At 42.4% G+C, this 21,909-nt stretch carries 27 protein-coding genes; 22 read left to right on the plus strand and 5 right to left on the minus strand.

Annotated elements, in window-relative coordinates:
• Positions 1 to 19: 19 nt before the first annotated feature.
• A complete protein-coding gene (locus ACQKFO_RS01960; RefSeq protein WP_258549516.1) occupies positions 20 to 151 on the minus strand; it encodes a hypothetical protein in 132 nt (43 codons plus the stop codon).
• A 59-nt stretch (positions 152 to 210) separates the two neighbouring features.
• Positions 211 to 1,113 (minus strand): hydroxymethylglutaryl-CoA lyase, encoded by a 903-nt coding sequence (locus tag ACQKFO_RS01965; RefSeq protein ID WP_427596626.1) that lies wholly within the window; start codon positions 1,111 to 1,113, stop codon positions 211 to 213.
• 173 nt (positions 1,114 to 1,286) lie between these two features.
• Here ACQKFO_RS01965 and ACQKFO_RS01970 point away from each other — a divergent pair, with 173 nt between their 5' ends.
• From ACQKFO_RS01970 to ACQKFO_RS01990, 5 genes are all read left to right on the plus strand, one after another.
• Positions 1,287 to 2,474 (plus strand): acetyl-CoA C-acetyltransferase, encoded by a 1,188-nt coding sequence (locus ACQKFO_RS01970; protein ID WP_427596627.1) that lies wholly within the window; start codon positions 1,287 to 1,289, stop codon positions 2,472 to 2,474.
• Between the two features lie 36 nt (positions 2,475 to 2,510).
• Positions 2,511 to 3,203, plus strand: a complete 693-nt coding sequence (locus ACQKFO_RS01975) for a CoA transferase subunit A (protein WP_427596628.1) — start codon at positions 2,511 to 2,513, stop codon at positions 3,201 to 3,203.
• Positions 3,204 to 3,221: 18 nt separating this feature from the next.
• Complete coding sequence (locus tag ACQKFO_RS01980; RefSeq protein ID WP_427596629.1) at positions 3,222 to 3,884, plus strand: CoA transferase subunit B; 663 nt, start codon at positions 3,222 to 3,224, stop codon at positions 3,882 to 3,884.
• A 116-nt stretch (positions 3,885 to 4,000) separates the two neighbouring features.
• The gene (locus ACQKFO_RS01985; RefSeq protein ID WP_427596630.1) at positions 4,001 to 4,231 is read left to right on the plus strand and encodes a YqkE family protein; all 231 of its coding nucleotides are present in this window, start codon (positions 4,001 to 4,003) and stop codon (positions 4,229 to 4,231) included.
• Positions 4,210 to 4,758: a GrpB family protein gene (locus tag ACQKFO_RS01990; RefSeq protein ID WP_427596631.1), complete on the plus strand. Its 549-nt coding sequence runs from the start codon at positions 4,210 to 4,212 to the stop codon at positions 4,756 to 4,758. The genes ACQKFO_RS01985 and ACQKFO_RS01990 overlap by 22 nt, the downstream gene beginning before the upstream one ends.
• Before the next feature lie 29 nt (positions 4,759 to 4,787).
• Here the strand turns inward: ACQKFO_RS01990 and ACQKFO_RS01995 are convergent, their stop codons facing one another.
• Together ACQKFO_RS01995 and mciZ are read right to left on the minus strand one after the other, a co-directional pair.
• The gene (locus ACQKFO_RS01995) at positions 4,788 to 5,711 is read right to left on the minus strand and encodes an aldo/keto reductase (RefSeq protein WP_427596632.1); all 924 of its coding nucleotides are present in this window, start codon (positions 5,709 to 5,711) and stop codon (positions 4,788 to 4,790) included.
• A 79-nt stretch (positions 5,712 to 5,790) separates the two neighbouring features.
• The gene (gene mciZ, locus ACQKFO_RS02000) at positions 5,791 to 5,916 is read right to left on the minus strand and encodes a Z-ring formation inhibitor MciZ (RefSeq protein WP_427596633.1); all 126 of its coding nucleotides are present in this window, start codon (positions 5,914 to 5,916) and stop codon (positions 5,791 to 5,793) included.
• A gap of 82 nt (positions 5,917 to 5,998) precedes the next feature.
• On the opposite strand from mciZ, the gene ACQKFO_RS02005 reads away from it, so the two are divergent.
• Entirely contained in the window at positions 5,999 to 6,547 is a 549-nt protein-coding gene (locus ACQKFO_RS02005; RefSeq protein WP_427596634.1) for an NUDIX hydrolase, read from the plus strand.
• Positions 6,548 to 6,865: 318 nt separating this feature from the next.
• On the opposite strand, the gene ACQKFO_RS02010 is transcribed toward ACQKFO_RS02005, so the two are convergent.
• Positions 6,866 to 7,441 carry a GNAT family N-acetyltransferase gene (locus ACQKFO_RS02010; protein ID WP_427596635.1) on the minus strand — a complete coding sequence of 192 codons (576 nt, stop codon included), beginning with the start codon at positions 7,439 to 7,441 and terminating at the stop codon, positions 6,866 to 6,868.
• Positions 7,442 to 7,573: 132 nt separating this feature from the next.
• On the opposite strand from ACQKFO_RS02010, the gene spoIIM reads away from it, so the two are divergent.
• From spoIIM to lysA, 16 genes are all read left to right on the plus strand, one after another.
• Complete coding sequence (gene spoIIM, locus ACQKFO_RS02015) at positions 7,574 to 8,227, plus strand: stage II sporulation protein M (protein ID WP_113967595.1); 654 nt, start codon at positions 7,574 to 7,576, stop codon at positions 8,225 to 8,227.
• A 111-nt stretch (positions 8,228 to 8,338) separates the two neighbouring features.
• On the plus strand, positions 8,339 to 8,797 hold the full coding sequence (locus tag ACQKFO_RS02020; RefSeq protein ID WP_113967597.1) for a Fur family transcriptional regulator: 459 nt from the start codon (positions 8,339 to 8,341) through the stop codon (positions 8,795 to 8,797).
• A gap of 194 nt (positions 8,798 to 8,991) precedes the next feature.
• On the plus strand, positions 8,992 to 9,219 hold the full coding sequence (locus ACQKFO_RS02025) for a YqzK family protein (RefSeq protein WP_427596636.1): 228 nt from the start codon (positions 8,992 to 8,994) through the stop codon (positions 9,217 to 9,219).
• A gap of 6 nt (positions 9,220 to 9,225) precedes the next feature.
• Positions 9,226 to 10,119, plus strand: a complete 894-nt coding sequence (gene xerD, locus ACQKFO_RS02030) for a site-specific tyrosine recombinase XerD (protein WP_148969519.1) — start codon at positions 9,226 to 9,228, stop codon at positions 10,117 to 10,119.
• A 208-nt stretch (positions 10,120 to 10,327) separates the two neighbouring features.
• Complete coding sequence (gene deoB / locus ACQKFO_RS02035; RefSeq protein WP_427596637.1) at positions 10,328 to 11,512, plus strand: phosphopentomutase; 1,185 nt, start codon at positions 10,328 to 10,330, stop codon at positions 11,510 to 11,512.
• Positions 11,513 to 11,612: 100 nt separating this feature from the next.
• Entirely contained in the window at positions 11,613 to 12,428 is an 816-nt protein-coding gene (locus tag ACQKFO_RS02040) for a purine-nucleoside phosphorylase (RefSeq protein WP_427596638.1), read from the plus strand.
• Between the two features lie 69 nt (positions 12,429 to 12,497).
• On the plus strand, positions 12,498 to 13,802 hold the full coding sequence (locus ACQKFO_RS02045; protein WP_427597767.1) for a pyrimidine-nucleoside phosphorylase: 1,305 nt from the start codon (positions 12,498 to 12,500) through the stop codon (positions 13,800 to 13,802).
• Positions 13,803 to 14,283: 481 nt separating this feature from the next.
• Positions 14,284 to 15,450 (plus strand): D-alanyl-D-alanine carboxypeptidase family protein, encoded by a 1,167-nt coding sequence (locus ACQKFO_RS02050; protein WP_427596639.1) that lies wholly within the window; start codon positions 14,284 to 14,286, stop codon positions 15,448 to 15,450.
• 134 nt (positions 15,451 to 15,584) lie between these two features.
• The gene (gene spoIIAA, locus ACQKFO_RS02055) at positions 15,585 to 15,935 is read left to right on the plus strand and encodes an anti-sigma F factor antagonist (protein ID WP_113967610.1); all 351 of its coding nucleotides are present in this window, start codon (positions 15,585 to 15,587) and stop codon (positions 15,933 to 15,935) included.
• Between the two features lies 1 nt (position 15,936).
• Entirely contained in the window at positions 15,937 to 16,380 is a 444-nt protein-coding gene (gene spoIIAB, locus ACQKFO_RS02060; protein ID WP_148969515.1) for an anti-sigma F factor, read from the plus strand.
• A 12-nt stretch (positions 16,381 to 16,392) separates the two neighbouring features.
• Positions 16,393 to 17,157, plus strand: a complete 765-nt coding sequence (sigF, locus tag ACQKFO_RS02065) for an RNA polymerase sporulation sigma factor SigF (RefSeq protein WP_427596640.1) — start codon at positions 16,393 to 16,395, stop codon at positions 17,155 to 17,157.
• Positions 17,158 to 17,432: 275 nt separating this feature from the next.
• On the plus strand, positions 17,433 to 18,053 hold the full coding sequence (locus ACQKFO_RS02070; RefSeq protein WP_427596641.1) for a stage V sporulation protein AA: 621 nt from the start codon (positions 17,433 to 17,435) through the stop codon (positions 18,051 to 18,053).
• Positions 18,043 to 18,465 (plus strand): stage V sporulation protein AB, encoded by a 423-nt coding sequence (locus ACQKFO_RS02075; protein ID WP_427596642.1) that lies wholly within the window; start codon positions 18,043 to 18,045, stop codon positions 18,463 to 18,465. Before ACQKFO_RS02070 ends, ACQKFO_RS02075 begins: the two co-directional genes overlap by 11 nt.
• Before the next feature lie 22 nt (positions 18,466 to 18,487).
• Positions 18,488 to 19,057, plus strand: a complete 570-nt coding sequence (locus ACQKFO_RS02080) for a stage V sporulation protein AE (RefSeq protein WP_427596643.1) — start codon at positions 18,488 to 18,490, stop codon at positions 19,055 to 19,057.
• Positions 19,047 to 20,528 carry a spore germination protein gene (locus ACQKFO_RS02085; RefSeq protein WP_427597768.1) on the plus strand — a complete coding sequence of 494 codons (1,482 nt, stop codon included), beginning with the start codon at positions 19,047 to 19,049 and terminating at the stop codon, positions 20,526 to 20,528. Before ACQKFO_RS02080 ends, ACQKFO_RS02085 begins: the two co-directional genes overlap by 11 nt.
• A gap of 77 nt (positions 20,529 to 20,605) precedes the next feature.
• Positions 20,606 to 21,907 (plus strand): diaminopimelate decarboxylase, encoded by a 1,302-nt coding sequence (gene lysA / locus ACQKFO_RS02090; RefSeq protein ID WP_427597770.1) that lies wholly within the window; start codon positions 20,606 to 20,608, stop codon positions 21,905 to 21,907.
• Positions 21,908 to 21,909: the final 2 nt, after the last annotated feature.

The following is a 21,909-nucleotide window of genomic DNA, read 5'->3' on the forward strand; positions in this document are numbered from 1 at the left end:
CACTTTCCTGAATGTGTATTTACGATTTAGCATTTTGCCCTTTAGTAGGATGAATAGCTTTTTCAAGTTCTTCCTTAGCCATCGGATTAGAAACCGTATCTGAGTTAGGTTTGCCCTTTTGGCTGAAGCCTTTATCACGTTTTTGACTCATTGAACTCATCTCCTTCAAGTTTTATCAAGTTTAGAATGCACGAAGGAGAAGGAAGGTATTCATGATTGATTCAATTCATACAGGCGGTAGTAACCGCTTTCAATGGGGCGGCTGACATGGGGCTTCACCAGCTCGATGGCATGAGCCAGTTTCCCTAAATCGATTTCTGTGGAAACTCCCATTTCTTCTAACATGTATACAACATCCTCAGTTGCTACATTCCCTGTTGCACCAGGGGCGAAAGGACAGCCCCCAAGTCCGCCTGCAGAGGTGTCAAAGCGGTCAACTCCCGCTTGAAGCGACGCAAGGATATTAGCAAGTGCCATCTTACGTGTATCATGGAAATGAGCTGTCAGTAATGTGTGGGGCAATTCCTGCTTCAGTAACGTAAAGAGATGATATGCTTCGGATGGATTAGCCCTTCCTATCGTATCGGCGACGCTCAATTCATCCACGCCCAATGAAACAAATTCCTGACATAGAGAAAGAGTATCCTCCGGTAAGATCTTCCCTTCATATGGACAGTAGAAGGCGGTTGAGATGCAGGCTCTCACGAAGTAGCCCTTTTCTTTTAACTCAGAAATAAGGGGAGCAAGTCCTTCAATGGCTTCAACAGTCGTTTTGTTGATGTTTTTTTGATTGAACGAATTGCTTACACCAACAAAGACGGCAACAGACCGGCATCCTGTTTCATATACCCGCTCGATCCCTCTTTTATTAGGAGCCAGAACGATATCGCGTGAGTCCATGGTCATACAGGAATCGACAATATCACTCGCATCCTTCATCTGGGGAACCCATTTGGGAGATACAAACGAAGTCAGCTCCATTTCCCTGATTCCTGATTGCTTCAATCGAAGGATAAACTCTTTTTTTACATCAGTCGGAACAAAGTTCTTCTCGTTTTGTAATCCGTCTCTCGGACCTACTTCAATAATCGTTGCTTTTTTAGGTAAATTCATAATTTCCCTCCCTCTTTCATTTTAAGAAAATTTCGACATATAAATCAATATAAAAATTTTTTGACAAATTTAGAGGAATTTAACCGCTTACATAGAATGAGTTAAAGTGGAACTGTTTTTAAAGGTTAGTCATAGGCAAACCAATCAGTCAGAAGAGAAAGGGAGGAAGAAAGATGTCGAATGAAGTCGTCATTGTGAGCGCAGTGCGCACAGCCATCGGAAGCTTTAACGGTTCTTTAAAAGGTATTTCAGCTCCGGAACTTGGAGCGATTGTCATTAAAGATGCCCTAGAGAAGGCTGGTTTAAATGCAAGTGATGTAGATGAAGTGATCATGGGAAATGTATTGCAGGCAGGATTAGGTCAAAATCCGGCTCGCCAAGCATCCATCAAAGCGGGACTCCCTGAGCATGTGCCTGCCATGACCATTAACAAAGTGTGTGGATCAGGATTAAAAACGGTCCATCTGGCAACGCAGGCAATCCTTGCCGGGGATGCGGATATCATCGTTGCAGGTGGAATGGAAAATATGAGTCAGGCTCCATATTTATTAAAAGGAGCAAGAGAAGGATACAAAATGGGAGACCAGAAGGTGGTCGACAGCATGATTTCCGACGGCTTATGGTGTGCCTTTAATGATTATCATATGGGCGTAACGGCAGAGAATCTTTGCGACCGCTATTCCCTTACACGTGAAGAGCAGGACGAATTCGCGGCCTGGAGCCAGCAAAAGGCAGCTGCTGCGATTGAATCCGGCCGATTTGAAGATGAAATCGTCCCGGTACATATCCCTCAACGAAAAGGAGAGCCTGTAGTATTCAACCAGGATGAATTTCCTCGTAAAGGGTCGACTGCCGAAAAACTTTCCGGTCTTCGGGCAGCCTTCAAAAAAGAGGGAACAGTGACAGCTGGTAATGCATCAGGCATCAATGATGGAGCCGCTGCAGTGGTCGTCATGTCGAAGAGGAAAGCAGACGAACTTGGCATCACACCTTTAGTGACGATCAAAGGGAATGCCAATGCCGGTGTTGATCCGAGCGTCATGGGAATCGGTCCTGTTGCTGCCGTTAAAAAAGTTTTGGAAAAAACAAAGCTTACGATTGAGGATATGGAATTAATTGAAGCAAATGAAGCATTTGCTGCACAATCATTAGCGGTGGATAAAGAACTTCAATTCAAAAGGGATGCTCTAAATGTAAACGGAGGAGCCATTGCATTAGGTCACCCGATTGGAGCCAGTGGAACGCGGATCCTGGTGACACTGATTCATGAGATGAAGAAAAGAGGCGTACAAAACGGATTGGCTACCCTTTGTATCGGTGGTGGACAGGGAGTAGCAACAGTCGTTGAACTTCATAAATAGGCAATAGAAAGAATCCAGATTCTAGGAGGGAATACAATGAAAGAAGTATACACTTCATATGACGAAGCGGTGGCAGACATCCACGATGGAGCCACTTTAATGGTTGGAGGATTCGGTCTGTGCGGGATCCCTGAAAAACTCATTCTTGCCCTTGTAGAAAAAGGTGTAAAAAACCTGACCGTCATTTCAAATAATTGTGGTGTAGACGACTGGGGCTTAGGTTTATTATTGAAAAATAAGCAGATTGATAAAATGGTAGGCTCCTATGTCGGGGAAAACAAAGAATTTGAAAGGCAGGTCTTATCTGGTGAACTGGAAGTGGAATTGGTTCCTCAAGGTACGCTTGCAGAGAAGATCCGTGCCGGGGGAGCAGGAATTCCTGCCTTTTATACACCGGCAGGAGTCGGGACACCGGTAGCCGAAGGAAAAGAAACACGCACATTCAATGGAAAAGAATACTTGCTGGAAGAAGCCTATACGGCAGACTTTTCCCTTGTTCGAGCGTGGAAGGCCGATAAGATGGGGAATCTGATCTACAACAAAACGGCTCAAAACTTTAACCCAATGATCGCAGCCGCTGGAAAAGTGACGATTGCCGAAGTAGAAGAACTTGTTGAAATCGGGGGTATCAATCCAAACGAAGTGCATACCCCAAGCATTTACGTGCAGCGACTGATTCAGGCAGATCAGGAAAAACGCATTGAAAGAAGAACAGTGAAGCAAGCATAGAAGGGAGAGTGGAACGGGATGGATCGTGCCAAAATGCGTGAAAGAATAGCAAGAAGAGCGGAAAAGGAAATAGAAGATGGTTTCTATGTCAACTTAGGAATCGGGATGCCTACATTGGTAGCAAATTACATTACAGAAAACAAACAGGTTGTCCTTCAATCTGAAAATGGATTACTCGGAATCGGACCATACCCATCAGAAGATGAAGTAGATGCAGACCTTATCAATGCAGGAAAAGAGACCGTTACGGCGATTCCGGGCTCCTCTTACTTTAATAGTTCGGAGTCATTCGGAATGATTCGCGGAGGGCATATCAATATCGCCATCCTCGGTGGAATGGAAGTTGCCGAAAACGGGGACCTTGCCAACTGGATGATTCCAGGGAAGATGATCAAAGGAATGGGTGGAGCGATGGATCTCGTTCACGGAGCTCAGCGCATCATCGTCATCATGGAGCACGTGAATAAAGCCGGGGAGAGCAAAATCCTGAAGGAATGCACCCTGCCTCTGACAGGAAAAGGCGTCGTGCACCGCATTATCACTGACCGTGCCGTGATGGATGTCACGGATGAAGGCTTACTGCTACGTGAAGTTGCGAACGGCTTCTCTGTGGAGGATATCCAATCATCCACGGATGCGACGTTGATTGTAGGAGAAGATGTAAAATTGGAAGCCTATTGATGGAGAGAGCCGGTCAAAAGGGGCGTGTGCCCCTTTTGGCCGGCTTTTTTTGAGCCTGACTTTTGACTAAAACCCAAAAAAGATTTATAACTATGACAGATAGGGGGAATCAGTACATGTCCAAGAAAAAGAAACAGGAAGCGGAATTGACTTTAAAGAACTCAATTAACCAGGATCTCTTCGAACAATTGAAGCAGAAGAAAGCAGAGCTTGAAAAAGTAGAGTCTGTGAAAAAGGAAGAAGAGCGGCTTAGAAAAATAGAAGAGAAAAAGCAGCGGGAGAAGAATAAGAGCTTTGAAGAGCTGCTGAATGAAAGCAGCATGGATTGGAAGAGTTACAAGGATTGATGAGGGACGTAAAAGTAGTACCACATCAAGCAGAATGGAAAGAAAAATTCGAAACAGAAAAGCGTTCACTCGAAAAGATTCTCCAGGATGCAACCATCCATCATATCGGCTCGACGTCGGTACCTGGATTGGCCGCCAAACCGATTATCGATATTCTTATAGAAGTCCCTGGCCTTGATAGCATTGATGACCGGACAGAAGAATTCAGCCAACTGGATTTTGTGGGGAAAGGGGAGAATGGTATCCCGAACCGTCGCTACTTCTATAGGGGAGAAGGAAATGAGAGAGCCGTACATCTTCATGTTTTCCCTTATGGAATCGATCATGTGATCAGGCACTTAGCGTTTCGTGATTATTTAAAGGAATACAGCCCGGAAGCTAGGCGGTATGGTGAACTGAAATCAAGGCTTGCAAAGAAATTCCCACGTGATATGGAAAGCTACATTCAAGGGAAAGACCAATTTGTGAAAGACTTGGAGAAAAAGGCTTTAAATTGGTATGAAAAAAATAAGCGGGAAGGGAATTAAGAACCCTGCCCCGCTTATTTTTAGTTCACTCAATCCCTATGTTGCTCATATCGTGATAATTTAGTTAAGTGTTTAAGCATATCCAGCTCCTCAGTAGATAAAGGACTCGCATTGACAGCATCAATATTCTCCTGAAGCTGCTGAACGGAACTTGCTCCCGGAACCACGGCTGCAACCGATTGGTGGGAAAGAGTAAATTGGAGGGCGAGCTCATTCATTTTGCGCTGGTTTCCCATTTTGCTATGAATGGACTCGATCGTTTCTTGAAGCTCTTGGTAAGAATAGTCCAGATACCCACCCTCTTTTATTTTTGCAGAAGCCTTGGAGAGCATTTTCTCAGAAAGAAGTCCTTTTGCCAAAGGCCCACGGGCCACGATACTCACCTTATTCTCATCCAATAAGTCCATCCATTCTTCCGGACGGCGATCCAATAAGCTGTACTGCATCATCACGCTCTCGATGGAGGCTGTGCTTAGAAATCGCTTAATGACATTCGGCCGAATGGAAGAGATGCCATAATGGCGAATCAAACCTTCACTCTTTAATTCTTCAAAAGCCTCGATCGTTCCTTCAAAATGATCTTCAATCGTCCCGCCATGTAGCTGATAAAGATCGATATAGTCCACTTTAAGGCGGGATAGGCTATCCTTGACGGCAGACTTGATATAGGATTTGGAAGGATCCCAGCGCCAGCCATCTTCCACGTCATCCCAGCGATTTCCTACCTTTGTGGCAAGAATAATGTCACCTCGGACCTCGCGGATGGCTTTACCCACAATTTCTTCATTTTGACCAAAGTCATATAAGTCAGCGGTATCAAGATAATTGATCCCATTCTCTAAAGCGTGTTGTACAATTTCCTTGGCAGATTTCTCTTCGGTTCCAAGTGACATACAACCGAGTCCCATCTTTGATACAAGTAAATCGGAATTTCCTATTTGTCTTTTTTCCATTGTATCCGTCCTTTCGACATTAACACTCTCTATTATATTAACGAAAGTAGGGACGAATAAACAAAAGATACGGCTGGTTTCAACGATTGGCTTCAATCCATTCCTTCACCGTGGCGTAGGTTTGATTATATTGCTTAAGCTTCTCCCTGATTTCCCATGCTTTACCTACCAGGATGATCCGGTCTTTTTCAGCAATCACCTTCAAGGGGTTTCACCTCGATCCTCGAATCAGATATGGTAAAATGTATGTGGACAAGGTCAATGACAGAACAAGGAGAGTTGAGCAAATGAAGAAATTTGAAGAAAAAACGATTAAAACAGAGACTATCTATCAAGGAAAAATCATTGATCTTCAGGTGGATGAAGTAGAGCTTCCAAATGGAAAGACTTCCAAGAGAGAACTGATTAAGCATCCAGGGGCTGTTGCCGTTATTGCGTTAACACCAGAGGGGAAACTTGTCATGGTAGAGCAATATCGCAAAGCGTTGGAGAAATCCATCATCGAAATTCCTGCAGGGAAGCTTGAGCCGGGGGAGGAGCCCAGTAACACAGCCCTTCGTGAATTGGAAGAAGAAACGGGCTACGGCTGTGGAAACCTGGAGCATTTGATTTCGTTTTACACGTCTCCTGGATTTGCAGATGAGCTTGTTCATTTGTATATCGCTCAGGATCTTCATCCCATTCAGGAATCGAAAGCAACGGATGAAGATGAATTTGTAGAGTTGATTGAAGTGACAGTCGAGGAAGCGGCGCAGCTTATAAAGGAACAACGGATTTACGATGCAAAAACGGCTTATGCCGTTCAATACCTGCAACTGCAGAAGCTTGCAAATTAAGAGAGAACAGGACAGGCTGAAAATGGCTGTCCTGTTCTCTTGCTTTTGGTGAATAATGGTAAAGCACGCATATAGTGAAAAATTGACGCAATTATGACTAATTTGGACGCAATAAATAAAAAAACGACGCAATACCCCCGGATTTCGACGCAATAAATGCCAGAATGACGCAATCGGGGCTTCACTTTCCTATATTTGAAGCGACAAGCCCCCAATCTGAGAGCGCATTTCCCTAAATGATTCATTTTTCAGCTGAAGAGGTAACGGTTATTAACTCTAAATGGACTGAAAAAATTCCATTCCCAAGAATATCGAATCTTAATTGAGGTCCCCTGGTATGAGAGCATAAACACATGTATCACGCACTTCTTTCCCGTTTTCATCAAGGTGATCATGACGAATGGTGCCTTCAAGCGTGAATCCCAGTTTTTCAGGTACTCTCCGTGAAGCTGCATTTCTCTCATCGCAACGAATTTCCACGCGCTGGCAGGAGAGGTCATTTAATGCGACATGTGTTAACGCGTTTACCGCCTCTACAATATACCCTTTTTTCGTGTGCTTCGTATGAAGCCAATATCCGATCTCCACTTTGGGTACCTCCCAATCGATGCGGTGCAGCCCAGTAGATCCAATAAATTCATCTGTTCCTTTCAGGTAAATATGTAGTCGAATGTCTGTCTTTTTAATGAATTCTGCATAGGAATCCCGTACTCCCGCCTCCACTTCTCCCAGGGATTGTTCTTTACGGGCGAAGGGAAGCCAGGGCTTTAAATCATTTCTTGATTCAGAGATGGCCATAAAGACGTCAGATCCGTCTCCAGGCAGGCACGGTCTAATATAAAGGCGTGGAGTTTCAATTCTATCGGGAAACTCGATTAAACTTGGAATTGTCATAATATGTTCCTCCACTTCCACAAAAAGGTTTCTATGATTATACGTTTATCTCCTTGGAAGTTCAATAGAATAGAATAAAAATGCCCCTCACAACATATAGATTAGTAATCGATATCTAGGAGGAGCACTGTGATGCGCAAAAAAATATCAAATTCTAATCCACTCGTTCAACATGTACAAGCACATTCCTCAATCTATTTATTTATCATTACGCTATTCCTAATGGGGATCATTTTTGGAGCAATCGTAGTCAATTCATTGTCTTTTGCCCAAAAGGAAGACCTGTATTTCTATCTCAGTAAATTCTTCAGCGAAATGGAAGATGGCAGTATGACGTCAGCAGAAGAGCTGTTCCGTCAGAGCTTCCTTCATAATGTAAAGTATCTCGGATTGATGTGGTTACTGGGAATCTCGATTATTGGACTCCCCCTCATCTTCGTTCTATTATTTATGAAGGGTGTAGTCGTTGGATTTTCAGTGGGTTTCCTTGTGAATCAAATGGGATGGAGCGGGTTTTTATTATCCTTTGTCAGCGTCTTACCGCAAAATATCATCATTATTCCGGCGTTTATTTTCATCGGAGCGATCAGCGCCAGTTTCTCCCTTACGCTGATTCGAAAGATATTCATGAGGCAGACTTCATCCATGCAGTTTCAAATGATTCCGTTCTTATCCAGATACGTGATTTTCTTGGTGGTGGCTATAGGGATCGTCACGATTGCAGCCAGTATAGAAGCGTACCTTTCTCCTAACTTAATGGAAGCGGTTATTTCAAAAATAAAATAAAACGATTCTTATATGAGAATCGTTTTATTTGTTTAATTATAATAATTTTATTTTGCTTATTCCTCCCTTTTTGATATAATAGTAAGGACATTGACGAGGGAGGAGAGGACTATGGAAAGCCGTATTGAAAGAATCAAAAAACAACTTCATTCTGCCAGCTACAAGCTTACGCCGCAGCGCGAAGCAACGGTACGCGTGTTATTGGAACATGAAGAAGATCACCTCAGTGCCGAAGATGTATACCTCCTCGTTAAGGAAAAATCTCCGGAAATTGGATTGGCAACCGTATATCGTACGTTGGAATTGCTATCTGAACTGAAAATTGTGGATAAAATCAATTTTGGCGATGGTGTATCGCGTTATGATCTGAGACAAGAAGGGGCAGCCCACTTTCATCATCATTTAGTATGCATTGAATGTGGAGCGGTTGATGAAATACAAGAAGATCTCTTAGAAGACGTGGAAGCGATTGTTGAACGGGATTGGAAATTTAAAATAAAAGATCACCGCCTTACCTTTCATGGTATTTGTTCCAGATGCCAGGATAAAGAAGAGGACCCAGAAGAATAATATGATGCCTAAAAGCCTTAAAGATTCCTGTCGTTGTTTCTTATTTGAAACATCTCATACATACTCTTTAAGGCTTTTTTATATACATGGACAGAAATTTTCACCGTTTTAACTCCATAAGGTATAAAACAGATTAAAAACGTCATAGCTTGTATTAATAGGCGTTAGTACCGATGAATATGGAGGACGACAGGATGATAAAAGGAATTCAAATGGTCTGGCAAACCATTAAAGTGTTTATTTTGTTTACTGGATCAACGATTTTGTTTTACTATGGTATTATGTGGATCAGTGAAGAATACGAAGGCTATCACAGATATGATGAACCCGAGGGAGCAGCAGTCAAGGTGTATTCTTCTGTGACTAATGAAGAAAGCCATTGGTATGATAGGCTATTATTTTTTTATATGAACGGGGAGTAATGCAGTGTGGAAGACCATATTCAAGATTTCATGCACTTTTTAATAGTAGAAAAAGGACTGGCCAAAAATACGATAGAGTCGTATCAGCGTGACTTAAAGAATTATGCACTATACTTAGCGAAGGTGGAAGAAATATCGGAACTGAACGCCGTTTCGAGAATGAACATAGTCCAATTTCTCGGCCACTTAAAGAGTCAGGGGAAATCTTCTAAGACAGTTGCACGTCACGTTGCATCAATCCGTTCCTTCCATCAATTTTTGCTAAGAGAAAAAGCGACGGAACAAGATCCGACTGTGCATATCGAGACACCGAAAACTGAGCGGACACTTCCGAAGATTTTAAGTATAGCTGAAGTGGAAGCTTTACTCGAAGCCCCTGAGGAATCTACACCACTTGGGATGAGGGATAAAGCGATGCTTGAAATCCTTTATGCGACAGGTATCAGGGTAAGTGAACTCATTCAACTAAAACTGGATGATGTCCACTTGACCATGGGATTTGTCCGATGTATAGGAAAAGGAAATAAAGAACGGATTATCCCCATCGGGCAAACGGCAATGAATGTTCTTGAGAAATACTTGGAAGATGCCAGGTTGAAATTAAGAAGCAAGAAGCACCGGGATGATCACCTGTTTTTAAATCATCATGGTAAAGGCCTGACAAGGCAAGGTTTCTGGAAGAACTTAAAGGCTCTTGCGAAAAAAGCCAATATCGAAAAGGATCTGACTCCTCATACACTCAGGCACTCATTCGCAACCCATTTATTGGAGAATGGGGCAGACCTCCGGGCAGTACAGGAAATGCTCGGTCATGCAGACATTTCCACCACACAAATCTATACACACGTAACGAAAACACGCTTAAAGGATGTATACTCACAATTTCATCCTCGGGCTTAAAAGATGAAGAGAGATGTCTTAAAGAAAATAGTATTCTTTAAGGGATCTCTCTTGTTTTTTTTGAAAGGAAAAAGTAGAATGTAGATGTCAGACTTCTGACGTTAAATACTGTCGATTGCTATAATACAGTTAAGGGTAAGATACGATTAAAGATTAAAAATGTAACCGCTTCTTTAAATAAGGAACGACATATAGGAGGTTTATTTGAATGAGTAACTATACATACAAAAGAGTTCATCTGATCGTCATGGACTCAGTGGGCATCGGTGAGGCACCTGATGCCGACCTATTCAATGATGTAGGATCTGATACGATTGGTCACATTGCGGAACATATGAATGGACTGAACATGCCCAATATAGGAAAACTTGGTCTTTCGAATATTAAAGAAGTGAAGGGAATTGAAAAAGCTGACAAGCCATTGGCATACTTCACGAAAATGCAGGAAGCGTCTGTTGGGAAAGACACGATGACCGGTCATTGGGAAATAATGGGCCTTAATATTGATAAACCGTTCAAAACGTATCCAGACGGTTTCCCTGAAAAATTAATTCAGAAACTTGAAGCTGAGACAGGCAGGAAGATCATTGGAAATAAGCCTGCCAGCGGAACTGAGATTATTGAAGAGTTAGGAAAAGAACATATGGAAACAGGAGCTCTTATTGTTTATACTTCTGCAGATCCTGTCCTTCAAATTGCAGCTCATGAAGATATCATTCCAATTGAAGAGCAGTACAAAATTTGTGAAATCGCCCGTGAAATTACGAAAGAAGAGGAATACCTCGTAGGTCGTGTGATTGCCCGTCCATTCGTTGGTGAACCAGGTGAGTTCAAACGTACATCCAATCGTCATGACTATGCGTTAAAACCATTTAACCGTACCGTAATGAATGAACTGAAGGATTCGGGGTTTGACGTGATCGCCATTGGTAAAATTTCAGATATTTTTAATGGCGAAGGAGTGACTGAATCGATCCGTACGAAGCATAATATGCATGGAATGGACGGACTCATTCAATCATTCGATCAAGACTTTACAGGCTTAAGCTTTCTGAATCTTGTCGATTTCGATGCTTTATTCGGACATCGTCGCGATCCAGAAGGATATGGAAAGGCCTTAGAAGAATTTGATGCACGTTTGCCTGAAGTGTTCGAGAAAATGACAGAAGATGACCTTCTTATCATTACAGCCGATCATGGGAACGATCCGACCGCTCCAGGAACAGACCATACAAGAGAATATGTTCCACTTCTCGTTTATTCAAAACGCTTTGACGGAGGGAAAGAGCTGCCTGTCTCTGAAACATTCGCAGATATCGGCGCTACCGTGGCAGACAACTTTAATGTGGCCATGCCGAAGTTTGGTCGAAGCTTCTTATCACAATTGAAATAGGTATTACTGGTGTAAATATTGAAAGGGAGAGGGATAAGGGTGCGGTACCATCGGCCCATTTCCTCCTCTTTACGTTGAATGATAAAAAGGAGTAATGAACATGAATTACGAAAACATCCAAAATGCAGCAAACCATTTAAAAAATCAATACACAGGTCAACCGAAGATCGGACTCATCCTTGGTTCAGGGTTGGGTGTGTTAGCTGATGAAATCCAAAATTCAGTGAAAATACCTTATAAAGAAATCCCTGACTTTCCTGTTTCGACGGTGGCAGGACACGCAGGGCAGCTTGTGTTCGGTCAATTGGCGGGTCAGGAAGTCGTAGCCATGCAAGGGCGCTTTCATTACTACGAGGGGTACGGATTTGATAAAGTGACATTTCCCGTCCGAGTTATGAAAGAACTAGGCGTCGAAGTCTTAATCGTGACAAATGCAGCCGGTGGAGTGAATGAAAGCTTTAAGGCTGGGGACTTGATGCTGATTACGGATCATATTAATAATATGGGTGGCAATCCACTAATTGGGGCAAATGATTCCCGCTTAGGACCAAGATTCCCGGATATGTCAGTAGCATATTGTAAAGAACTGCGTCAAAAAGCGAAAGAAATCGCAGATAAGCTATCAATTGAAGTGCAAGAAGGTGTATATGTAGGGAATACAGGTCCTGTATACGAAACTCCGGCTGAAGTTCGTCTTGCCCGTACACTTGGAGGAGATGCAGTAGGAATGTCGACTGTACCTGAAGTAATCGTAGCCCGCCACGGGGGAATGAAAGTTCTTGGAATCTCATGCATCTCAAATATGGCGGCTGGTATCCTTGACCAACCTCTTTCCCATGATGAAGTGATTGAAACAACCGAAATGGTTCGTGCAAACTTCCTGGCATATGTAAAAGAGATCGTCAAATCAATCTAAGAGTCTTACGATTCAATTAGAAACTAAAGGGATTTCCCTTTGACAATACTAGAGGAGCGGGTGAATACAATGAGAATGGTTGACTTAATAGAGAAGAAGCGTGAAGGTAAAGAACTCTCTACAGAAGAAATAAAATTTATCGTTGAAGGATATACAGATGGAAGCATCCCTGATTATCAGGTAAGTGCCCTGACAATGGCCATCTTCTTCAAAGACATGAGCGATAGAGAAAGAGCAGACCTGACGATGGCAATGGTGGAATCAGGAGATCAAATCGATCTGTCTGCCATTGAAGGAATTAAAGTAGACAAGCATTCTACAGGCGGTGTTGGAGATACAACGACCCTTGTTCTGGGACCACTGGTGGCTTCTGTCGGAGTACCTGTAGCGAAGATGAGTGGACGAGGACTTGGACACACTGGAGGGACCATCGATAAGCTTGAGTCTGTCGAAGGTTTCCATGTGGAAATTGAAAACGATGAATTCATCCGATTAGTGAACAAAAATAAGTTAGCTGTTATCGGACAAAGTGGTAATTTAACACCGGCTGATAAAAAACTTTATTCATTACGTGATGTAACGGCAACGGTCAATAGCATTCCACTGATCGCAAGTTCCATCATGAGTAAAAAAATAGCTGCTGGTGCGGATGCTATCGTACTTGACGTGAAAACGGGTGCCGGAGCTTTCATGAAAACACTGGACGATTCAAAAGACCTTGCCAAAGCAATGGTGAACATCGGAAACAACGTCGGGAGAAAAACAATGGCAGTCATCTCGGATATGAGTCAGCCCCTGGGCTTCGCGATCGGAAACGCACTTGAAGTGAAAGAAGCGATCGATACTTTAAAAGGTGAAGGTCCAGAAGACTTAACAGAATTATGCTTAACTCTTGGAAGTCATATGGTCTACCTTGCTGAAAAAGCATCAACATTGGAAGAAGCGAGAGAACTGTTACACAAAGCGATTGAAGATGGATCGGCTCTTGAGAATTTCAAAGTATTCCTGGAATCACAAGGTGGAGATCCATCCGTTGTGGATGATCCATCAAAACTTCCACAGGCGCAATATAAGATTGAGCTTGAAGCGAAAGAAGATGGCTATGTATCTGAAATTGTTGCCGATGCAGTAGGAACGGCTGCTATGTGGTTAGGAGCTGGCCGAGCAACGAAAGATTCTGTTATCGATTTAGCGGTTGGTCTTGAATTGCGCAAGAAGATCGGTGACTCTGTCAAAAAGGGAGATTCTCTTGTGACGATCTATAGCAATGATGAGAATATCGACAATGTAAAAGACAAATTGTACGAAAGCATTAAAGTAACATCTGAACATGTGAAAGCACCAACGTTGATTCATACAGAAATCACGGGTTGATTATTAATTTTGATCGGGGCCTTTGCCAAGAGGATTATTTCTCTTTGGCAGGGCTTTTTTATATTTTGTCGGGAAATGCGAATTCCTTATTATGGGAAAATAAGCAGTTCCAGATGTGGAAGACGCAATTAACGTTCAAATTGACGCAATTCCCCCAAAACAGACGCAATAAATTGAATTTTGACGCATTTACTTCTGAAAATGACGCAATGAAACCGTTCAATAGCACTCTCTCGCACTCAAAAGAGCTGATTTCACCCGACAAGATGCTGCATCTCAGTGACCTTGATGAAAAACACATCGTTTCATCCCTTATTTGAAGAATTCCCCTTTAAATTTAGCCATCTTTCAACCCACTTACAACCTATCATCCATGGACCAACCTCACTTTTTTACCAATGTTTGTATAAAAATGATGCAGATGGAAAAAATGGGTCTATGAGTATTGATTTAAAACGAGATTTGATTGGAGGACAGTTGGATGAAACGTTTTGCGTATATAGTGGTTACATTTGTTTTAGCAGCTTTTTTGTTTCCTTCAATGGGGTTTGCCCAGGAGAAGAAATCGGAATTGGCTGAAGTAGCGAAATCAGCTGTTTTGATTGAGCGGGATACTGGAACGGTATTATATGAGAAGAACAGCCATGAAAAGCTGGCACCAGCATCCATGACTAAGATTATGACCATGATGTTGATCATGGAAGCCCTTGAAAAAGGTCAAATAAAGTGGGAAGACAGTGTTCGCGCGAGTGAATATGCCGCATCGATGGGTGGATCACAAATCTTCCTCGAGCCCGGTGAAAGCATGACGGTTGAAGAAATGCTCAAGGGGATTGCGATTGGTTCGGCCAATGATGCATCGGTAGCCATGGCGGAACATATATCAGGAAGTGAAGAAGCCTTTGTTGAAAAAATGAACAAAAAGGTAGAAGAGCTTGGGTTAAAAGACACCCGGTTTAAAAACCCGACAGGCTTACCGTCCAAAGATCATTATAGTTCGGCACATGACATGTCCATGATGGCCAAGGAACTTCTAAAATATGAAGGAATCACCAAGTTCACAGGCAGCTATGAATCGTATTTACGTGAGGATACGGAAAAAAAATTCTGGTTGGTAAATACAAACAAATTGGTTCGTTTCTATGACGGAGTGGATGGACTGAAAACTGGATTCACTAACGAAGCGAAATACTGCTTAACGGCAACGGCGAAGAAAGATAATATGAGAGTCATTGCTGTTGTGTTCGGGGCACCGACTCCTAAAGACCGAAACAACGAGGTAAGTAAAATGCTGGATTATGCCTTCAATCAGTATTCAACCAAACCTCTCTTCAAAAAGGGAGACTCCCTGGCACAGGTGAAAGTATCGAAAGGGAAACAAAACAGAGTGGATGCCGTGACGGAAGAGCCTATCTCCCTGTTAACCCAAAAAGGTGAAAAACTGGATAAAGTAGAACAGAAGATAACACTCTCCAAAGACCTAAAGGCTCCTGTTAAAAAAGGAGATAAAGTCGGGACCCTTGTCATCATGAACAAAGGAGAAAAAGTGTTGGAAAGCACTCTCGTCGCTAAGAAAAATGTAAATGACGCAAGCTGGTGGGAGCTGTACAAAAAATCCTTTGGTCTTTTCACGAAAGTTGGAAAGTAAATCTGTCTTTATGATTTCTGATAAAAATAACCTCTAATTATGACGAATTGCTTCTAGTTTTGTCATGGAGAAGGAATTTACTAAAAGAATAGCGAAATGACTCACTATACGACAGAGAAGGAGGCTTTCTGATAGTGAGTCTTGCTATTAACTTAGAAGTCAAAAAAGATGTTTTGTGTATTCGTTTAAGTGGTGAGCTGGATCATCATACTGCTGATGAGCTTAGGGAAAAAGCTTCGAATCTGATTGAAAGTGAGAATGTGAAGCATATCATTTTGAATTTAGAGGAACTAAGCTTTATGGATAGTTCAGGATTAGGTGTGATTTTGGGTCGATACAAGCAGATTAAACAAAAGCATGGAGAAATGGTTGTGTGTGCGATTTCCCCTTCTGTAAACCGATTATTTGAAATGTCCGGATTGTTTAAGATTATCCGTCTTGAGCCGTCTGAAGAAAACGCATTACAAAGATTGGGGGTCGCCTGACATGAGAAATGAAATGAACATTCAATTCAGTTCTTTAAGCCAAAATGAGTCCTTTGCCAGAGTTACCGTTGCTTCATTTATTGCACAGCTGGACCCGACGATGGATGAGTTGACTGAAATCAAGACAGTCGTATCTGAAGCCGTTACAAATGCCATCATTCACGGATATGACAACAGACCGAATGGTATCGTCTATATTTCTGTCATTATGGAAGAAGATGGGTACATCGATATGACCATCCGCGATGAAGGAGTAGGGATTGGTGATGTAGAGGAAGCCCGTCAACCATTGTTCACGTCCAAGCCTGAGCTTGAGCGTTCTGGCATGGGCTTTACCATCATGGAGAATTTCATGGATGAAATTGAAGTGTCATCACACCCAGGTACAGGCACCACGGTAAGACTAAAGAAGCACTTGACCAATAGTAAAGCGCTATGCAATTAAGGAGTCGTGCCCATGGATGTCGAAGTTAAGAAAGAAAAGGAACAGGCCTTTCTGAAGGATCATGAGGTGAAAGAGCTCATAAAGCAGAGCCAGGACGGTGACCAAAGTGCCCGGGACTTGATCGTCCAGAAGAACATGCGGTTGGTATGGTCCGTCGTCCAGCGCTTCCTCAATCGGGGATATGAGCCTGATGACCTCTTTCAGATAGGCAGTATCGGGTTGCTGAAATCAGTCGATAAGTTTGATTTAAGCTACGACGTCAAGTTCTCAACATATGCAGTCCCGATGATCATTGGTGAAATCCAGCGGTTCATCCGGGATGACGGAACAGTAAAAGTAAGTCGTTCCCTTAAGGAGATGGGAAACAAGATTCGTAAAGCCAAGGATGAACTTTCCAAGAAACTTGGGAGGGTTCCGACGGTGAGTGAACTTGCCGAACATCTGGAATATTCGGTTGAAGAGGTGATCATGGCACAGGAAGCAAGTCGAGCCCCTTCTTCCATTCATGAAACCGTTTATGAAAATGATGGAGACCCCATTACCCTTTTGGATCAGATTGCGGATAATAGCGATAATAAATGGTTTGACAAAATTGCCTTAAAAGAAGCCATTAGGGAACTGGATGATCGGGAACGGCTGATTGTGTATTTAAGGTATTACAAAGACCAAACTCAGTCGGAAGTAGCAGATCGACTGGGTATATCCCAGGTCCAGGTATCGAGACTGGAAAAGAAGATATTACAAACAATGAAAGATCATATGCATACAGAATCTTAGGCAAAATAACCTTGTTGTTTCAAAGAATTATGTTGAAACGACAAGGTTATTTTTTATTTGTGAAATGAATTCAACAGTTGATTATATATTGACCACGCATTCCTCCTTTGAAATTGTTGCCATTTTCAAAAGCTCCGAACCTTCAGAATCTATACTATTTCTCACTTCCTCCTCCATTCATCTCAACAGACCACATCCAGCCATTACATAAATTATTTCCGTTTATCCATACTATTGGTACGAAGGGAAAATCATGTTTTCAGGAAGTGAACTGCATGGAAGGTATTTTGTATATACGCTTACGTCATCGAGTGCAGGTAAGGGAAGAGAGTACCGTCAAGCTTGGACAGCTTGCTCAAATCATAGCACCTGAAAATATTCTGGAAGAATTAAGGGATATCCCGATTCATCAAGTGACAGCATCTGATAAGAATATCATTGTGGTCGATGTGATGAGGGTGATAAGAGAAATATGCAAGAACTTTTCAGATCTTGATATTCAAACGATTGGACCCACACAAAGTATTATTGAAGTGATCTATGAGAAAAAGAAAATCTCTCTTCCGCTCTTCATTGGCGTTTGGTTACTATTATTCATCGGTGCAGCCCTGGCAATTATGAATTTTCATGAAGATGTAAGTATGAGGGAAGTTCATCAAAGGCTGTATCATTTTGTAACTGGGGATGAGGATCCTCATCCATTACTTTTTCAAGTTCCCTATTCATTCGGTTTGGGCCTTGGGATGATCTTATTTTTCAACCATGTGTTTCGAAAGAGACTGAATGAAGAGCCGAGTCCACTAGAAGTTGAAATGTTTAATTACCAGCAGGATTTAGATCAGTATGTCATCATGCATGAAAATAAAGAAAGTCAGAAAAAAATAGATGACCATTAGCATTTTAATTACAGTATTTATTGGCTTTGCTGGTGGACTGGCAGTCGGTTCCGGGTTTGTAGCATTTCTAACTGTATTAGGAATCATCCCTAGATTAACTCAGTTAACAAAAACAATGAAAATGATTCACCACTATGAACTGGCTGTCATTATAGGCGCACTGGCAGGAGGATTTGTCAGCTTAAATAATTATACGCTGCACTTTTCCCCATTCGTTCTTATGCCCATCGGTTTAGCGAGCGGAGTGTTCATCGGGCTGTTGGCGGCTGCATTAACAGAGGTACTGAATGTGTTCCCGATCCTCGCAAAGCGAATTGGGATCGAAGGTCAAATCGTTATTCTCATTATGGCGATTGTATTTGGGAAAATTGTCGGCTCACTTTTTCATTGGCTCTACTTGGTTCATCAATAAACAGCAAGAGGCAGGGGTTCGTATGGACGACAAAAGAAAAGTGATCCTGATTACAGATGGAGATGAATATGCCAAACGGGCAATCGAGTGCGTGGCAAAAGAGTATGGAGGACGATGTATCTCAAGCTCTAAGGGAAATCCTTCTGTATTGTCAGGACCAGAGATTGTGAAATTAATCAGGAGTGCAAAGAATGACCCCGTCTTTGTGATGTTTGATGATAGTGGATTTATTGGAGAAGGTGCAGGCGAAAGGGCACTAAAGCATGTTGCGAACCATCCTGGCATAGACGTGCTCGGAATCATTGCGGTAGCAAGTAAAACCAGACAGGCAGAATGGACAAGAGTGGATGTGTGCATTGATAAATTTGGTGAATTGACTCCATTTGGGGTAGATAAATTTGGTGTCCCTGAAATGGATTTGGGAAGATTAACGGGTGATACGGTTTATTGCCTAGATGAGCTGGATGTTCCCGTTATCGTCGGAATTGGAGACATTGGCAAAATGGCCAAAAGGGATCACTACTCACAAGGTTCGCCCATTACGAAAAAGGCTGTTGAAATCATCTTGGAAAGGAGCGGATATCGTGCCTGAGAAAACAAAAGAAACACCCATATCAAAAGATTTAGCTGTTATAGAAGAGTACATGAAGAATCATGTAGGATTGAACAAAAGCTTTGATTTAGGTGTACGTAAACTCATGATTTTGAAAAAAGGAGTTCACATCTACTATGTGAACGGGTTGACTGATGCTTCCTACATTATTCAAATAGTGGAGGAACTCGTTGAGGTCAATGATCATGAGCGTGCAACGAGTCGATTATATGAGATTGTACATAATCGCCTTGTTCATCAATCGGTTGAGCCGGTTAAAACGATTGAAGAAGCAGTTGACGAAGTGTTATCAGGATTAATAGCGGTCTTTGTCGAAGGCTACCAAGAGGCAATCATTGTTGATGTTCGTAGTTATCCCGGGCGACAGCCTTCAGAACCTGATACTGAAAAGGTGGTACGTGGTTCCCGGGATGGATATGTAGAGAATATTATTGTGAATACCGCTTTGACAAGACGAAGAATTCGTGATCCACGATTGAGATTTGAAATATTTCGTATCGGAGAACGATCTAAAACTGACATTTCCATTGCCTATATTAATGATGTTGCCAATCCCAGTTTAATTGAAGTCATTAAGAAAGAATTGAAAAGTATTAAGATCGACGGCTTAACGATGGCGGATAAAACGGTTGAAGAGTTCCTGGTGAAACAAGGATATAATCCATACCCTCTCGTTCGATACACAGAAAGGGCAGACGTCGCCGCCACTCACTTACTAGAAGGACATGTCCTTATTTTTGTAGATACGTCGCCAAGTGTCATCATTACACCAACGACATATTTCCATCATCTTCAGCATGCGGAGGAATATAGACAATCACCGGCTGTCGGGACCTTTGTCAGATCGACCAGGTTCCTTGGGATATTAGCTTCGCTATTTTTACTCCCGCTATGGTATCTATTTGTGTTGGATCCATCCCTCTTACCTGAGGTTATTAAATTCGTAGGACCAAATGAACAGACGAATATTCCCGTTATTGTTCAGTTGTTCATAGCGGATTTCGGGGTTGAAATGTTCAGGGTGGCAGCCATTCATACTCCAACCCCATTATCCACTGCAATGGGTCTGATAGCGGCAGTCTTAATTGGACAAATAGCCATTGATGTAGGGTTATTTCAACCGGAAGTCATCCTGTATGTAGCCGTTGCATCCATTGGAACATTCGCTACACCAAGCTATGAATTGAGTGCCGCGAACAAGATGGCGAGACTGTTTCTTCTTATTGCAGTAGCCTTCTTCCATATTCCGGGACTGATGGTGGGTACCACACTTTTTATCTTATTCGTTACAAATATAAAGTCTTTAAATACCCCATATCTATGGCCGTTAATGCCGTTCAGTCCTATAGCATTCATGCAGATCCTCATTCGCCGCTCTATGCCGGGAGCAAAAATCAGACCTAGCATCGTGCAGCCGAGAAATAAGTATAAGCAGCCGGCGAAATCTTAGAAATATTGCAACAACTCTCATTCTGTGGTAAATTACGTTTAATTAGCAGAGCATTAAAGAGGGGAATGAGACGTTTCATGCATCTTCATGGATCAGCAGAAATTAAAAATGGTCATCTCACGATAGGAGGGGTGAGTTCCTTAGAATTAGCCAAACAATATGGTACACCCCTTTATGTTTATGACACTGCACTCATTAGAGAACGGGCAAGGGGTTTTAAAGAAACATTTGATTCCCTTGGGGTGAAAGCGGAAGTTGCCTATGCCAGTAAGGCATTTTCATGTATCGCGATTTTTCAATTAATGAAAGAAGAGGGATTATCACTGGATGTGGTTTCAGGAGGGGAGTTATATACTGCCTTAAAGGCAGGATTCCCTCCTGAACACATCCATTTTAATGGAAATAATAAATCTGAACAAGAGCTGATGATGGCTATTGAAAACAACATTGGCTGCATTGTCGTCGATAATTTCCACGAGCTGCAACTTGTGAATGACATCTCACAATCCACTGAAAAAGTGACGAAGGTATTATTAAGAGTGACGCCTGGGATTGAAGCCCATACTCATGATTATATTTTAACGGGGCAAGAGGATTCCAAGTTCGGATTCGATTTAGGGAACGGTCAAGCTGAGGAAGCAATGAAAAAGGCAGTGAGGCATGACGGGATTGAATTATTGGGTCTGCATTGTCATATTGGATCACAAATATTCGAAACAACCGGCTTCATTCTTGCTGCCAAAAAAATTATTGAGAAGGTGGCACAATGGAAATCTCAATATGATTACGGTCCGAGAGTGATTAACTTAGGCGGTGGATTCGGAATTCGCTATACGAAGGATGATGACCCGATACCACCTGCACAATATGTGAAGGAAATGATTGAGGCTGTAGAACAGGAAGTTGAGAGGTACAACCTTGAAATGCCGGAGATTTGGATCGAGCCTGGCCGGTCCCTTGTTGGTGATGCAGGGACCAGCCTATATACATTAGGGTCAAGAAAAGAAGTGCCCAACATCCGAAAGTACTTAGCCATTGATGGGGGCATGAGTGATAATATAAGACCGGCTCTTTACAAGGCAAAATATGAAGCGGTGATTGCGAATAAAGCAGATCATCCACCTGAAGAAACCGTGTCAATCGCTGGTAAATGTTGTGAATCCGGAGATATGTTGATTTGGGATTTACCTCTTCCACAATCAGAAGCTGGTGACACTCTTGCTGTATTCTGTACAGGTGCATATGGATATTCCATGGCTAATAACTACAATCGTATTCCCCGTCCTGCTGTCGTATTTGTCGAGAATGGAGAAGTAAGACTAGCTGTTCAAAGAGAGACATATGAGGATATGGTTTCACTTGATGTAACATTTAAATAAGC

This window comes from Rossellomorea sp. NPDC071047 (assembly GCF_050270195.1).
Lineage (GTDB): Bacteria > Bacillota > Bacilli > Bacillales > Bacillaceae_B > Rossellomorea.